General features: G+C 60.9%; 12 protein-coding genes. 1 reads left to right on the top strand and 11 read right to left on the bottom strand.

Features of this window, described 5'->3' with window-relative positions:
* Positions 1 to 114 precede the first annotated feature (114 nt).
* Positions 115 to 273 (bottom strand): YqaE/Pmp3 family membrane protein, encoded by a 159-nt coding sequence (locus BLU24_RS03820; protein ID WP_003228885.1) that lies wholly within the window; start codon positions 271 to 273, stop codon positions 115 to 117.
* 194 nt (positions 274 to 467) lie between these two features.
* Positions 468 to 1,751 carry an aspartate aminotransferase family protein gene (locus tag BLU24_RS03815; protein WP_093097682.1) on the bottom strand — a complete coding sequence of 428 codons (1,284 nt, stop codon included), beginning with the start codon at positions 1,749 to 1,751 and terminating at the stop codon, positions 468 to 470.
* 169 nt (positions 1,752 to 1,920) lie between these two features.
* Here BLU24_RS03815 and BLU24_RS03810 point away from each other — a divergent pair, with 169 nt between their 5' ends.
* Positions 1,921 to 2,835, top strand: a complete 915-nt coding sequence (locus BLU24_RS03810) for a LysR family transcriptional regulator (RefSeq protein ID WP_093097680.1) — start codon at positions 1,921 to 1,923, stop codon at positions 2,833 to 2,835.
* Between the two features lie 227 nt (positions 2,836 to 3,062).
* Here BLU24_RS03810 and BLU24_RS03805 read toward each other — a convergent pair whose 3' ends face one another.
* From BLU24_RS03805 to bioF, 9 genes are all read right to left on the bottom strand, one after another.
* A complete protein-coding gene (locus tag BLU24_RS03805) occupies positions 3,063 to 4,841 on the bottom strand; it encodes an acyl-CoA dehydrogenase C-terminal domain-containing protein (RefSeq protein WP_093097678.1) in 1,779 nt (592 codons plus the stop codon).
* A 182-nt stretch (positions 4,842 to 5,023) separates the two neighbouring features.
* Positions 5,024 to 6,820, bottom strand: coding sequence for an acyl-CoA dehydrogenase C-terminal domain-containing protein (locus BLU24_RS03800; protein WP_093097676.1), 1,797 nt, complete (start codon positions 6,818 to 6,820; stop codon positions 5,024 to 5,026).
* Between the two features lie 90 nt (positions 6,821 to 6,910).
* On the bottom strand, positions 6,911 to 8,200 hold the full coding sequence (locus tag BLU24_RS03795; RefSeq protein ID WP_093097674.1) for a GGDEF domain-containing protein: 1,290 nt from the start codon (positions 8,198 to 8,200) through the stop codon (positions 6,911 to 6,913).
* Between the two features lie 191 nt (positions 8,201 to 8,391).
* The gene (locus BLU24_RS03790) at positions 8,392 to 10,197 is read right to left on the bottom strand and encodes a phenylacyl-CoA dehydrogenase (protein ID WP_093097672.1); all 1,806 of its coding nucleotides are present in this window, start codon (positions 10,195 to 10,197) and stop codon (positions 8,392 to 8,394) included.
* Positions 10,198 to 10,471: 274 nt separating this feature from the next.
* On the bottom strand, positions 10,472 to 10,768 hold the full coding sequence (locus BLU24_RS03785; RefSeq protein WP_090286910.1) for a pyrroloquinoline quinone biosynthesis protein PqqE: 297 nt from the start codon (positions 10,766 to 10,768) through the stop codon (positions 10,472 to 10,474).
* 108 nt (positions 10,769 to 10,876) lie between these two features.
* Complete coding sequence (bioD, locus tag BLU24_RS03780) at positions 10,877 to 11,557, bottom strand: dethiobiotin synthase (RefSeq protein ID WP_093097670.1); 681 nt, start codon at positions 11,555 to 11,557, stop codon at positions 10,877 to 10,879.
* Positions 11,554 to 12,363: a malonyl-ACP O-methyltransferase BioC gene (gene bioC / locus BLU24_RS03775; protein WP_093097668.1), complete on the bottom strand. Its 810-nt coding sequence runs from the start codon at positions 12,361 to 12,363 to the stop codon at positions 11,554 to 11,556. Before bioC ends, bioD begins: the two co-directional genes overlap by 4 nt.
* Positions 12,356 to 13,087 (bottom strand): alpha/beta fold hydrolase, encoded by a 732-nt coding sequence (locus tag BLU24_RS03770; protein ID WP_093097666.1) that lies wholly within the window; start codon positions 13,085 to 13,087, stop codon positions 12,356 to 12,358. Before BLU24_RS03770 ends, bioC begins: the two co-directional genes overlap by 8 nt.
* On the bottom strand, positions 13,080 to 14,258 hold the full coding sequence (gene bioF, locus BLU24_RS03765; RefSeq protein WP_093106424.1) for an 8-amino-7-oxononanoate synthase: 1,179 nt from the start codon (positions 14,256 to 14,258) through the stop codon (positions 13,080 to 13,082). The genes BLU24_RS03770 and bioF overlap by 8 nt, the downstream gene beginning before the upstream one ends.
* Between the last annotated feature and the right edge of the window lie 42 nt (positions 14,259 to 14,300).

The following is a 14,300-nucleotide window of genomic DNA, read 5'->3' as shown; positions in this document are numbered from 1 at the left end:
ACCGAGTCGTCTCGATCGCGAGCAGGCTCACTCCTACAAGGGATGTGTTGTGTTCGCAAACACCCTGTAGGAGTGAGCCTGCTCGCGATAGCTTTCTCTCTGTCGCCGCCGGACTCAGCGCTTGGCGATGATATACACCGCATGCACGATCCCCGGAATGTACCCGCACAGCGTCAGCAGGATGTTCAACCAGAACGCCCCGCCAAACCCGACCTGCAGAAACACACCCAGTGGCGGCAACAGAATAGCGATGATGATGCGAATAAAGTCCATGGGGCAGCTCCTGAATGGGGGTTGGCTCACTTGAGCCATACAAGCTAATCGACCTGCGCCGTTCGTCAGGGTTCAGTGCGTCTGCCATTTCATCGCCACCCTCCCCAAAAAAACGCCCCATGCCAAAAGCAATCAGGCGTGGGGCGTGCGTTATACCGCGAGACGGTTCTGGAAATCGGGTAGGAAATGTCAGCTCAAACAGCAATCCCTTTGCGGCATTGCAACTGTGCGGTGCGCACTCGGGAGAATGCGCGGCCCAGGCGCAGGAGCATTTCGTCGATGTTGGTTTTGCTTACGGTGAGGGCCGGGGTGAAGCGCAGGCAGCCCGCCTGGGGGGCGTTGAGCAGCAGTCCTTCGTGGAGGGCGGCGTGGACCACGGCATTGGCGCAATCGTCTGACAGGGTCAGTCCGTAGAACAAGCCTTGGCCGCGCAGGTCGCCGTGTCCGTAGCGGTGTGCCAATCGGGCCAGGCCTTCGCGCAGGTGCTGGCCGTTTTCTCTGACCTGGGCGAGAAAGCTGCGGTCCTGCACGCTGTCGAGTACGACCAGGCCCGCCGCCGTCATCAAGGCGTTGCCGTGATGCGTGCCGCCCAACTCACCCGCGTCAAAACAACAAGCCTTGCCCCGGGCCAGCAGAGCTGCCAGCGGGACACCGCCGCCGAGGCCTTTGCCGAGCACGACGATATCGGCGCGCACGCCGTAGCACTGTTCGGCGAGCAAGCTGCCGCAGCGGCCGATGCCGGTTTGCACTTCGTCAAGGATCAGCAGAATACCCAAGTCACGGCACAGCCGTTCGACACCTTTGAGGTAATGCTCGCTGGCCGGAATCACGCCGGCATCGCTCTGGATCGGTTCGAGCATGATCGCCACGGTCTGCGCATCGACCGCCGCATGCAGCGCCGGCAAGTCGTTGAACGGTACCTGATCGAACCCCGGCAGCAATGGCGCGAAACGATTCGCCAGGTTGCAGCTGTCCGAGGCGGAGATCGTCGCCAGACTCCGGCCGTGACAGCCCTGCCTGGCAACAATGATTCGCGAAGCACCGCCACGATGCAGTTGACCCCACTTGCGCGCCAGTTTGATCGCCGCTTCACAGGCTTCGCTGCCGCTGTTGAGCAGATAGGCCTGATCGCTGCCGGTGCTGGCACACAGACGCTCGGCGAGGCTGAGCATGCCGCGATTGTGCAAGTTGAAACCGGGATTAATCAGCGCCTGCGCCTGATTGGCGATGGCTTTGACCAGCACCGACGGGCTATGCCCGAGGCTGTTGGCCCCGCCTGCCTGGGAAAAATCCAGGTAGGCACGGTCATGGCTGTCCCACAGCCACGAACCCTGTCCGCGGACGAACACTTGCTGTGGACGCTGAACGCTGGGCATCAGACGCTCGGCACCGAGGTCACCGTCAGCCTCGGTTGTGCTGTTGTCCATAACGAGGTCATCGAGATTCGGCGCCTGGCGCCGCAGACTGAACAGATTCATGGAAAAACACCTCCTTCGAGGTGTTTTGAACTGCCTATGCAAACCCTGTCGAAGCGAACGCTGATCATCGCGCTTTCTGACCCTGCAAGCCCTGTGAATGCGGTTAGACTAGGCTCCCAGAAGGCTTCGGGCCATTTCGATTTACCAGCCATTTCGATAAGCATTACTTATGGATTTCAAACAACTGCGTTATTTCGTCGCGGTCTACGAAGAGGGTCATGTCGGCCGCGCTGCCGAACGCCTGTCGATCTCGCAACCGGCGCTGTCGCAACAGATCCGCCAGCTCGAACAGAACCTCGACGTGACCTTGTTCGAGCGCAGCAGCAAGCGCCTGCTGCCGACGCTTGCCGCGCACACTTTGTACAACCATGCGTTGCCGTTGCTCGACGGTTTGCAACGGGCGCGCGAGGCGCTGGGCAATTTCAAGGGTCAGGCTTTGCGTACGCTGGCGATCGGCGTCCTGCAAACAGTGCACACCAGCCTCGTGCCGCAGATGCTTGAGCGGGTGCGCAAGGCGCAACCGCATCTGGTGGTGCAGATTTACGAGCTGACGGGACTGGAAATCGAACGGCGTTTGCTCAACGGTTCGCTGGACATCGGCATCAGCTATCTGCCCCCGCGCCAACCGGGTCTGCACGGCGTCATGCTCTATGAGGATGAACTGACGCTGGTGATTCCGGCGGACCATCCGTTGCGTGAATTCAAGAAAGTCTCAATGCGCCAGGCAGCCGAGTTGCCGATGTTGCTGCTGGGTGAGGAATTTCAGATTCGCCAGATCTGGCAGGCGCAGCTGGCCAGCCTCGGTCGGCGCCCGCAGGTGCAGGCCGAATTGAACAATATGGTGGGGATTCTCGACAGCCTGCCGCATACCCGACTGGCGACGGTGCTGCCGGGGCAATCACAGCGGCAGTACGACGAGCAGGATCTGCTGTGGAAACCGCTGAGCGAACCGCGGGTGCCGCTGAAGGTCGGCCTTGTGTGTCGCGATGTGCAACGCCAACAGGCGTCATTGACGCTGCTGCGCGGTTTACTCGAAGAAGTGCTGGAGCGCGAAGTGAAACCGGCGCTGGAGCCGCGAGCCTGAAAACTTTTCTTCAGACAAAAGAAAACCCCGCCGAAGCGGGGCTTTGCAGACTGTTTCCCTGACATCCATTTCACTCCGCCACCCTGGCAGAATCCTACGTGTCCGTGTTGTTGCTTTGCGCTTCCTGCGCGACGTCCATGAAATGTAGATTAGCCGTGGATCCAATTGGCGACTATGGGAGAACAGCAGCACGTCATGTAAGCGAATGCTTACATGACGCTATCGCATCAGAATTGAGCGGCATCCAGCAGGAACAGCGACTCGCTGCCGGCCTTTACTGAGGCGCTCAACGAGTGGATACGCGGCAGCAAACGGGCGAAGTAGAAGCGTGCGGTGCCCAGCTTGCTCGCGTAGAAATCTTCCTGCGCTTCTTTGCCCAGAGCGGCTTTGGCCATCAATGCCCACATGTAGGCGTAGGCCGTGTAACCGAATGCTTGCAAATATTCGACAGAGGCCGCGCCGATTTCGTTCGGATTATTTTTCGCCCGATCGAGCAGCCATGAAGTCAGCTCGTCCAGGGTATCGACTGCGTCGTTCAACGGCTTGGTGAATTCGCCCAGATCGGCGCTCGCGGTGGCGGTGAAATGGCGGATCTCATCGGCGAACAATTGATAGAACGCACCGCCGCTGCCGACGATCTTGCGCCCGACCAGGTCCAGCGCCTGGATGCCGTTGGTGCCTTCGTAGATCTGCGTGATGCGCACGTCACGCACCAGTTGCTCCTGGCCCCACTCGCGGATGTAGCCGTGGCCGCCGAAGATCTGCTGGCCATGCACGGTGGTTTCCAGACCCAGATCGGTAAGAAACGCCTTGGCCACCGGCGTCAGCAGTGCGACCAGATCTTCCGCACGTTTGCGCGTCGCCGGGTCTTCGCTGAACTTGGCGGTGTCGAGTTGCATCGCCACGTACGTGGAGAACGCACGACCGCCTTCGTTCGAGGCTTTCATGGTCAGCAGCATGCGTCGCACGTCAGGGTGAACGATGATCGGATCAGCGACCTTGTCCTTGTTCTGCGCGCCGGTCGGCGAACGGCTTTGCAGACGATCGCGGGCGTATTCAACCGCGTTCTGATACGAACGCTCGCCGGTCGCTAGCCCCTGAATACCGACGCCCAGACGTTCGTAATTCATCATGGTGAACATCGCGGCGAGGCCTTTGTTCGGCTCGCCGACCAGGTAGCCCACGGCTTCATCGAAGTTCATCACACAGGTCGCGGACGCCTGGATGCCCATCTTGTGTTCGATCGAGCCGCAGTTGGCCGGGTTGCGCGCGCCGAGACTGCCATCGGCATTGACCATGAACTTCGGCACCAGGAACAGCGAAATGCCCTTCGGACCCGCCGGGGCGTCCGGCAGCTTGGCCAGCACCAGGTGGATGATGTTCTCGGTGAGGTCGTGCTCGCCGCCAGTGATGAAGATCTTGGTGCCGCTGACCTTGTAGGAACCGTCGGCCTGTGGCTCGGCCTTGGTGCGAATAATCCCGAGGTCGGTGCCGGCGTGCGGCTCGGTCAGGCACATGGAACCGGCCCAAATCCCCGCGTACATGTTCGGCAGGTACGCCGCTTTCAGCTCTTCGCTGGCGTGGGCGTTGATCGACAGGCAAGCGCCGGCGGTCAGCATCGGATACAGACCGAACGCCAGGCTGGCGGAGTTGACCATTTCTTCGACCTGAGCCGATACGGCCTTGGGCATGCCCATGCCGCCGTAGGCCGGATCACCGCCGACGCCGACCCAACCACCTTCGGCATAGGTCTGATAAGCCTCGGGGAAACCGGCCGGCGTGGTCACGGCACCGTCGGCCCAGTGACAGCCTTCTTCGTCAGCGGCGCGGCTCAGCGGGGCGATGCTTTTGCTGGTGACCTTGCCGGCTTCTTCGAGAATCGCTTCAACGGTTTCGACGTCGACGGTCTCGGCCAGCGCCGGCAGTTCGGCCCAGAGTTTGGCGACTTCGAACACTTCATTGAGGACGAAGCGCATATCGCGCAGCGGCGCTTTGTAGTCGGCCATGGCAAACCTCGCAGGATCTGGAATAGGTGATTCGTGGAATGATGTTTTCTGTGAGCCGGAGTGTACCTCAACAACTTTTGCGACACATAGGGTCAGGCCATGACTGATTTGTTATTTTTAGTCATCGCAATATTCCCCAAAAAGAAGCCCGCAATCAGCGGGCTCTTTTTTGCCGCAAACCCTTAGAGCGCGAACAGCTCCGCCGGCATTTTCATCAGACAATCGCTGCCCGCCTCGATCGCCGCACGATGTGCAGCGGTGCGTGGCAGCAGGCGCTTGAAGTAAAACTCGGCCGTCGCCAGTTTGCCGCGCAGGAAGTCCGCCTCGCCTGCGCCCGCGTCCAGTTGCGCCTGCGCCACCAGGGCCATGCGCAACCAGAGGTAGCCGAGAATGATGTAGCCGCTGTACATCAGATAATCGACGGATGCAGCGCCGACTTCGTCGGGGTTCTTCATCGCTGCCATGCCGACCTTCAAAGTCAGATCGCCCCACTGCTGATTCAACTCATTGAGCTGCGCAACGAACGCACCCAACTGCGCATGCCCGGCGTTGGCGGCGCAGAACTTGTGGACGATTTTGGTAAAGCTGCGCAGCAACTTGCCCTGGCTGCCGAGCACCTTGCGCCCGAGCAGGTCCAGCGCCTGAATGCCGTTGGTGCCTTCGTAGATCGGGGCGATGCGGCAGTCGCGCACCAGTTGCTCCATGCCCCATTCACGAATGAACCCATGGCCACCAAACACCTGCATGCCGTGATTAGTCACTTCCAGCCCAGTGTCGGTCATGAACGCCTTGCAGATCGGCGTGAGAAACGCCAACAGGTCTTCGGCCTCCTGACGCGCCTCGGCGTCGCTGCTCAAATGTGCGCTATCGAGTAGCTGCGCGGTGAAATAAGTCAGTGCCCGATTGCCTTCGTTGAAGGCTTTCATGGTCAGCAGCATGCGCCGAACGTCCGGGTGGACGATGATCGGATCGGCGGCTTTGTCCGGCGCTTTGGCACCAGTCAGCGAGCGCATCTGCAGGCGGTCGTTGGCGTACTTGATCGCCCCCTGAAAGCTCGCCTCGCCCAGACACAAACCCTGCATGCCGGTGCCGAGGCGTGCGTGGTTCATCATGGTGAACATGCAGTTCAGGCCCTTGTTCGCCTCGCCGATCAGATAGCCTTTGGCGCCATCGAAATTCAACACGCAGGTGGCCGACGCCTTGATGCCCATCTTGTGTTCGATCGAGCCGCAGGACACGCCGTTGCGCTCGCCCGCTTCGCCTGCCGCATCGGGCAGAAACTTCGGCACGATGAACAGCGAGATGCCCTTGGTCCCGGCCGGCGCGTCCGGCAGTTTGGCCAGGACGAGATGAATGATGTTGTCACTCATGTCGTGCTCGCCGGCGGAGATGAAAATCTTGCTGCCGGTGATTGCGTAGCTACCGTCGGCCTGCGGCACGGCGCGGGTCTTGATGATGCCCAGATCGGTGCCGCAATGCGCTTCGGTCAGGCACATGGTGCCGGTCCATTGCCCGGCGGTGAGTTTGCTCAGGTAAGTGTTTTTCTGTTCGCTGCTGCCGTGGGCGTGGATCGCCGACATGGCGCCGTGGGTCAGGCCCGGGTACATGCCCCAGGAAGTGTTGCTGGAGCCGACCATCTCGCTGATCACCAGCCCCAGCGAACTCGGCAGGCCCTGGCCGCCGTAGGTCGGATCTGCGGCCAGGCCGTGCCAGCCACCCTCCACGTATTTTGCGAAGGCTTGCTTGAAGCCTGTAGGCGTTGTCACCACACCGTTGTCGAAATGGCAGCCTTCTTCGTCACCGCTGCGATTGAGCGGCGCGAGCACGTTCTCACAGAACTTCGCGCCCTCCTCGAGGATCGCGTTGATCATGTCAGGACTGGCGTCATGGGCGCCGAGGGCAGCGTAATTGCCGTGGAAGTCGAAGACGTGGTCAATCAAAAAGCGCATGTCGCGCAAGGGAGCTTTGTACTCAGGCATGGTGGCTTCTCCGTCAGCAGATCGATTCAACCTACTGCCGGCCACCCCACCCGACAATCATTGTGCAGACGCTGAATGCGCCGTCATCACTCAACCCGCAGCGGTGCCCATGCGCACCGCGCCACGGCGGTTCTGCCCGAACGCCATCACGCAGTTACGCCCGGCACCCTTGGCGCTGTACAGCGCCTGGTCGGCGGACTTGAGCACTTCTTCCGGCGTGCGCTGCTCGAGCCGCTCGGCGACGCCGATACTCACCGTGACCGACACCGCGGACGCTCCCGATCCTGCGCGGCGCTGGCGGCCTTGCTGGTCGTCCTGCGGGCGGTTTTCCTGGTTGCGTAATTGAATGCTGTAGGAAGCAATCGACTCGCGGATCACCTCCAGATGCGGCATGCATTCCTCAAGGGTCTTGCCTGCGAACACCAGGGCAAATTCCTCACCGCCATAGCGATACGCCCTACCGCCACCGCTGATTTTCGACAGCTTGCTGGCAACCAGACGCAGGACCTGGTCACCGACGTCGTGGCCGTGGGTGTCGTTGAATTTCTTGAAATGGTCGACGTCGCTCATCGCCAATACATAATTGCGCCCCAGGCGCTGCATGCGTTCGTTGAGCGCACGACGGCCCGGCAGACCGGTGAGCTCATCGCGAAAGGCCATTTGATAAGCCTCGTGCGCAACGGCGGCGGCAATCATCAACATCACTTGGCTGCACATGATGTTCAGGGTAAACGGCAGGATGAAGGTTTTCGGCAGCATCCAGAACACGCCGAGCAAGCCGACCAGTTGCGCTGCGTGCAGCGGGCGCGGATGGCGCCAGTACTGCCAGGCCAGCAGCAGGAACGACGAAATGAACACCGGATAGGACAGCTGGATCAGACTCATCCACGCCCCGTGCAGTGCTGGCCAGCGGATTTCCGACAGCCAGATCAGCAGCGCCTGGGGATAACTTTGTTCGAGCCCCAGCGCCACGCTGCCGAAGGCCAGCAGCACGGCAAAGCGCGCGACCATATCCTGAAACAGGTGCGTGCGTTCCTGCCACGCCGCAAACAGGCCGAACAACAGCGGCAAGAGCAGACACACCAGATGAAACACCACCGCAGCGTCTTCACGGACCTTGCCGTTGTCGCGGTAGTAATCGGTCTGGGTGTCGAGCAAAAAGTAGGCGATGTACACCGTGAGCATCAGAAACAGCTCACGCTGACGTCGGTAAACCGCGCAATACGCACCGCCCAACAGCAGTACCAGAGTCGGCAGCACGTTGAACAGCGAAGTGAAGAACACACTGAGGTCTTTGACGTACGCAGCCGCCAGCCCCGCCATTAACAGCAGCAGTGAGGGTAGGAAATGACTGAAACGTACAGCGGAAGAACGCGGCAAGGGTAAAACTCCGACCCGTCATGGCAAAGAGATAGCATTGTGCCTGCAATGTGCGCGTTTAAGCACTCACAATGTGATCCAGATCACATGCTGTCTCTGTAACGGCAGAAGCCCTGACTATCTGAGCGAATCGGCAATAAAAAAACCGCTACCCCTCACAGGGCAGCGGTTTCAGCGGACAGCGGCAGGACTTAGTAGCCCAGCGCGAAGTCTTCTTCTTTCATGTCCATCAGGTTGTTGGCGCCCGACAGCATAGTGGCCACGTGGGTGCGGGTACGCGGCAGGATACGCTGGAAGTAGAAGCGCGCGGTTTGCAGCTTGGCGGTGTAGAACGCCGCGTCGCCAGTGCCTTCTGCCAGCTTCTCGGCAGCCAGGCGTGCCATGTCGGCCCAGAAATACGCCAGGCAGGCATAACCGGAGTACATCAGGTAATCCACGGAGGCCGCGCCGACTTCTTCGCGATCTTTCATGGCGGCCATACCAACCTTCATGGTCAGCTCGCCCCACTCCTTGTTCAGTGCAGCCAATGGTGCGACGAATTCTTTGACGGCTTCGTTGCCTTCGTTGTTCTGGCAGAACTTGTGGACGATCTTGGTGAAACCCTTGAGGGCTTCGCCTTGGGTCATCAGCACTTTACGGCCCAGCAGGTCGAGGGCCTGGATACCGGTGGTGCCTTCGTACAGCATGGAAATGCGGCTGTCGCGAACGTTCTGCTCCATGCCCCACTCGGCGATGAAACCGTGACCGCCGTAGATCTGCACGCCGTGGTTGGCGGCTTCGAAACCGACTTCGGTCATAAAGGCTTTGGCGATCGGCGTCATGAACGCGAGCAGAGCGTCGGCTTTCTTTTTCTCTTCTTCATCGACGCCGTATTTGACGATGTCGACCTGTTTGGCGGTGAAGTACACCATCGCCCGGTTGCCTTCGACGAACGCCTTCATGGTCAACAGCATGCGGCGTACGTCAGGGTGGACGATGATCGGGTCTGCGGCTTTGTCCGGCGCTTTCGGGCCAGTCAGCGAACGCATTTGCAGGCGATCGCGAGCGTATTTCAGGCCGCCCTGGAAACCGATCTCGGCGTGGGCCAGACCTTGCAGCGCGGTGCCCAGACGAGCGGTGTTCATAAAGGTGAACATGCAGTTCAGGCCTTTGTTCGCCGGGCCGATCAGAAAACCGGTGGCGCCGTCGAAGTTCATTACACAGGTGGCGTTACCGTGGATGCCCATCTTGTGTTCCAGCGAACCGCAGGTCACTGCGTTGCGTGCACCGACGGTGCCGTCAGCGTTCGGCATGAACTTGGGAACGATGAACAACGAGATGCCTTTGGTGCCGGCCGGTGCGTCCGGCAGGCGGGCCAGTACGATGTGGACGATGTTGTCGGCCATGTCGTGTTCACCGGCCGAGATGAAGATCTTGGTGCCGGACACTTTGTAGGAACCGTCGGCCTGTGGTTCGGCCTTGGTGCGCAGCATGCCCAGGTCGGTGCCGCAATGCGGTTCGGTCAGGCACATGGTGCCGGTCCATTCGCCGGAGACCAGCTTGGTCAGATAAGCGTCCTGCTGCTCAGGGGTGCCGTGCTCGGAAATGGTGTTCATCGCACCGTGCGACAGGCCCGGGTACATGCCCCACGACCAGTTGGCCTCGCCAACCATTTCGCTGACTGCCAGACCCAGCGACTCCGGCAGGCCTTGACCGCCATGCGCGACGTCATGGGCCAGGCTTGGCCAGCCACCTTCGACAAATTGCTTGTAAGCCTCTTTGAAGCCGGTCGGGGTTTTCACGCCGGACTCGCTCCAGGTGCAACCTTCGAGGTCGCCCACGCGGTTCAGCGGTGCCAGTACCTGCTCACAAAACTTGGCGCCTTCTTCGAGAATGGCGTCAACCATGTCCGGAGTTGCGTCTGCGCAAGCCGGAAGGCTCTGATAGTGCGCTTCGTAGCCGAGCAGTTCGTCACGAACGAAGCGAATATCACGCAAGGGGGCCTTGTAGTCAGGCATAGCGATAAACCTCTGCTGATGTAACTGGGAATGAACGACCGCGTTGAATTGTTGTGGCGGTCAAACAGTTGTTTGAAACATACGTTTACGCCGAAATCTTGTCAAGCGGCGATCTTTTGCCATTTGTCTTCGGGTTTTTTCAGAGGTGCGCACGGCAAATCGCCACAGACTCGAATGAGTCGTGGGTGCCTGGAAAAGATTAGTTGAGAGAGAAGGACTTACAACGAAAACGCCGCGTCAAGGCGCGGCGTTCAATAGCAAAACGAAAAACGGATCAGGCGAAGGTGTCGATGATAGTCCCGAGCATTTCGTCGGAAGCCTTGGCCACTTTCACGCCCAGCTCCGCCTGAATCTTGCCCTGGGACATTTCGACCATATTGCTGGCCAGATCCGATTGTTGAGCGCGATCCACCCCACGCAGGCGATCGACCTGCACTTCGGACGACTGGCTGGTCACCGAACGTTCAATGGTGTTGTTGGCGATCTGGCTGGCGGCCTGGTCGACGCGGTTCTGCCCGCTCTGAATCGAGCTCAGACCTGCATAAAAAGCGGTACTGCCGGAGATTTCCATAACGACTCTCATCCCTTGAAAGGATCAATAGGCGCCATTGAAGCAGAGGCGTCAGAAAAACACCCGTCAAAAACACTAATGGCACAGTGCCTGCCCATAGAGAAAAGCTTAGTCGAGCAAATCCAACTGCAGATGCGCGGCCACGGCTTCGCCGCTCGGCGCCTTGAGTTTCGGCACGCGGCCCAGGCATGGTGCGGGAATCCGCTCAGCCAGTGTCGCCAGGTTCTCTTCCAGCCGCGACGTCTTTGGATCGATGATATTTGCCACCCACCCGGCCAGCTGCAGACCATCCCGGGCAATTGCCTCGGCCGTGAGCAAGGCATGGCTGATACAACCCAACCGCACGCCGACCACCAGAATCACCGGCAGCTTCAGCGCGATCGCCAGATCCGACAGATTATCCTGATCGGCCAACGGCACCCGCCAGCCGCCGGCACCTTCGATCAAGGTGAAATCGGCGTTCATCGCGAGGATCCCGCGCATCGGCGCCAGCAACGATTGCACAGTCAACGCCACACCCGCTTCGCGCGCCGCCAGATGCGGAGCGATAGCCGGTTCGAACGCCAACGGATTGACCTGTTGATAAGTCAGCGGCAACGAGCACTCGGCCAACAACGCCAGCGCATCGGCGTTGCGCAAACCCTTGGGCGTGACTTCGCACCCCGACGCCACCGGTTTGCCCGCCGCCGTACTCAACCCCGCCGAGCGCGCCGCGTGCAGCAAACCGGCGGCGACGGTGGTCTTGCCGACATCGGTGTCGGTACCTGTAATGAAATAGGCTGCGCTCATAAGGGTTTCTCCAACACGGCGTAGACCACCTGATAAGTCGCCGGCAATCCCGACGCCTTGCGGAACCGCTCGTAAGCCTCGACCAGCCCGAGAATCCGCGCGCGCCCGGTCAGACCACCTGGCCGCCCGGGATTGAGATTGTGCGCACCCAGCGCTTTCAGCTCATGAGTCAAACTGCGCACATCCGGGTAATGCAGCACGTGCGGCAGACTCGCCAGACTCAACGTGCGCAGGCCACTGGCTGCGCACGCCTGCTCATATCGAGCAAATTCGCGGAAGCGATTGACGTGCACCAGTCCGTCGACCTGCCGCCAGCTCTCGCGCAGTTCGAACAATGTCCCTGTGCAAAGACTAGCAAATGCAAAAATCCCGCCCGGTTTCAGCACGCGAAAAGCCTCGCTGAGCACCGCCTCGAAATCCGCACACCACTGCACCGCGAGGCTGGAGAAGATCAGATCACAGGTCGAATCCTGCAACGGCAGGCGCTCCGCATCGCCGGCAATGAAATGCTCGGCGCCGCCCAGCGGCCGCGCGTGGTTTAGCATGCCCTGGGCAATATCCAGCGCCAGCCCCTGGCCTTCGGTAAAACGTGAGCCCAGCGCGCGGGTGAAATAGCCGGTGCCACAGCCCAGATCCAGCCAACGTGCGGGGACGAAATCCAGAGGTAGACGCGCGAGCAACTCTGTACCGACATCACGCTGCAACTCGGCGACGCTGTCATAACTGGCCGCTGCACGTGAAAAAGATGCGGCAACCTGACGCTTGTCGGGCAAGCCGCCAGGCAGCACAAGGGACAAATCAGTCATCAGCGCACTCGTGTAGAAAAGCCTGGATCGCGCCCGCCAGTCCGTGGGGGTCTTCCAGAAGAAACGCATGGCTGGCCTGTTCGATCAGGCCAATTTCGATATCCGGCAAAAGCGCAAACAAGGCCCCGGCGGCTTCCTCAGGCACCAGACCATCGTGGCCGGCGAACAGGTGCAACTGCGGACCGCGAAATGCTTGCAGCGCCTCGCGAATATCCATCTGCGCGAGTAACTCGAGCCCGGCCATCAATACGGCAGGCGAGGTGCCTGGTGCCGCGCCGAGCAGCAGTCGGGACAAGCCGCGCGGATCTTGCGCCCCTTGGGCGCACAGCAGCGAAAAGCGTTTGAGGGTCGTGCGCGGGTCGGCCTGGCAACCGGCCAGAAACGCATCGAACGTCTCGGCCGGCATCGCACTCGGCCACTGCTCATGAGCAACAAAACACGGATTGCTCGCCAGCGTCAGCACACCGCAGCAATGCTCGCCACGGCGCGCCGCCAGTCCGGTCGCCAGCATGCCGCCCAGCGACCAGCCGCCAAGCCAGACGTCTTGAGGAATACGTTCATCGAGTTCATCGAGCCAGTCCTGTGGGTCGCTGGAATCCAGCTCAGGCAACGGCTCGATGCTGACCGTCAGATGCTCGTCCAGCCCGTGCAATGCGGCCGCCAAGGGTTCCATTGGCGAAATGCCAAGGCCCCAGCCGGGCAACAGAATCAGACGATCACGCATGGCTTGGCTCCGACGATAGCCGGGCGTAGCAATCGGCCAGCCCCTCTAACAATAGCTGCACCTGCGCCTCGCTGTGGGCGGCGGTCAGGGTCACACGCAGCCGCGCGCTGCCGGCGGGGACGGTCGGCGGGCGGATCGCCGTGACCATCAACCCACGCTCGCGCAGCATCTGCGACAGGCGCAGCGCACGTCCGGCATCGCCAATCAGGATCGGCTGAATCGGGGTGAAGCTGTCCATCAATTGCAGGCCGATCTGCTCGGCGCCGTGGCGGAACTGGCGAATCAACGTCTGCAGATGTTCGCGACGCCAGTGTTCGCTGCGCAGCAGTTCGAGGCTTTTCAGCGTCGCGCAGGCCAACGCCGGTGGCTGGCTGGTGGTGTAAATGTAGGGGCGGGCGAACTGGATCAGGCTCTCGATCAGCTCTTCGCTGCCGGCCACGAATGCGCCCGCTGTGCCGAACGCCTTGCCGAGGGTGCCAACCAGAACGGGCACGTCTTCCTGGCTCAGGCCGAAATGCTCGACGACGCCTGCGCCCGTCCCCCCGAGCGGGCCGAAACCATGGGCATCATCGACCATCAGCCAGGCACCTTTGGCTTTGGCTTCACGGGCCAGTGCCGGCAGATCGGCGATATCACCGTCCATGCTGAACACGCCATCAGTGACCACCAGGGCATTACCGGTGGCTTTCTCCAGACGATTGGCCAGGCTTTGCGCGTCGTTATGCAGATAGCGATTGAAGCGCGCGCCCGACAACAGACCGGCATCGAGCAGCGAAGCGTGATTAAGGCGATCTTCAAGCACCGTATCGCCCTGCCCGACCAGCGCCGTGACCGCGCCTAGATTGGCCATGTAGCCGGTGGTGAACAACAGCGCACGCGGCCGACCGGTCAGGTCCGCCAGCGCTTCTTCGAGTGCGTGATGCGGGCCGCTGTGGCCGATCACCAGGTGCGAGGCGCCACCGCCGACGCCCCAGCGCTCGGCCCCGGCGCGCCAGGCTTCGATCACTTGCGGATGATTGGCCAGGCCCAGGTAATCGTTGTTGCAGAAGGCCAGCAACGGTTTGCCGTCGACCACCACTTGCGGCCCTTGCGGGGATTCAAGCAGCGGGCGCTGCCGGTAGAGGTTGTCGGCACGACGGGTGGCAAGGCGTGCGGCGAGATCGAAAGACATGCAGGCCTCGAAAAAATCAGAACACATGAATCCAGATAGACA

The sequence above is a fragment of the Pseudomonas sp. Z003-0.4C(8344-21) genome, assembly GCF_900104975.1.
Lineage (GTDB): Bacteria > Pseudomonadota > Gammaproteobacteria > Pseudomonadales > Pseudomonadaceae > Aquipseudomonas > Aquipseudomonas granadensis.
The sequence above is the reverse complement of the archived record's forward strand: the minus strand, read 5'-3'. Positions and strand labels throughout refer to the sequence as shown.

Excerpts from the sequence above, each read along its gene's own strand:
- BLU24_RS03820 (WP_003228885.1), bottom strand. The coding sequence starts at position 273 with ATGGACTTTATTCGCATCATCATCGCTATTCTGTTGCCGCCACTGGGT.
- BLU24_RS03815 (WP_093097682.1), bottom strand. The coding sequence starts at position 1,751 with ATGAATCTGTTCAGTCTGCGGCGCCAGGCGCCGAATCTCGATGACCTC.
- BLU24_RS03810 (WP_093097680.1), top strand. The coding sequence starts at position 1,921 with ATGGATTTCAAACAACTGCGTTATTTCGTCGCGGTCTACGAAGAGGGT.
- BLU24_RS03805 (WP_093097678.1), bottom strand. The coding sequence starts at position 4,841 with ATGGCCGACTACAAAGCGCCGCTGCGCGATATGCGCTTCGTCCTCAAT.
- BLU24_RS03800 (WP_093097676.1), bottom strand. The coding sequence starts at position 6,820 with ATGCCTGAGTACAAAGCTCCCTTGCGCGACATGCGCTTTTTGATTGAC.
- BLU24_RS03790 (WP_093097672.1), bottom strand. The coding sequence starts at position 10,197 with ATGCCTGACTACAAGGCCCCCTTGCGTGATATTCGCTTCGTTCGTGAC.
- BLU24_RS03785 (WP_090286910.1), bottom strand. The coding sequence starts at position 10,768 with ATGGAAATCTCCGGCAGTACCGCTTTTTATGCAGGTCTGAGCTCGATT.
- bioD (WP_093097670.1), bottom strand. The coding sequence starts at position 11,557 with ATGAGCGCAGCCTATTTCATTACAGGTACCGACACCGATGTCGGCAAG.
- bioC (WP_093097668.1), bottom strand. The coding sequence starts at position 12,363 with ATGACTGATTTGTCCCTTGTGCTGCCTGGCGGCTTGCCCGACAAGCGT.
- BLU24_RS03770 (WP_093097666.1), bottom strand. The coding sequence starts at position 13,087 with ATGCGTGATCGTCTGATTCTGTTGCCCGGCTGGGGCCTTGGCATTTCG.
- bioF (WP_093106424.1), bottom strand. The coding sequence starts at position 14,258 with ATGTCTTTCGATCTCGCCGCACGCCTTGCCACCCGTCGTGCCGACAAC.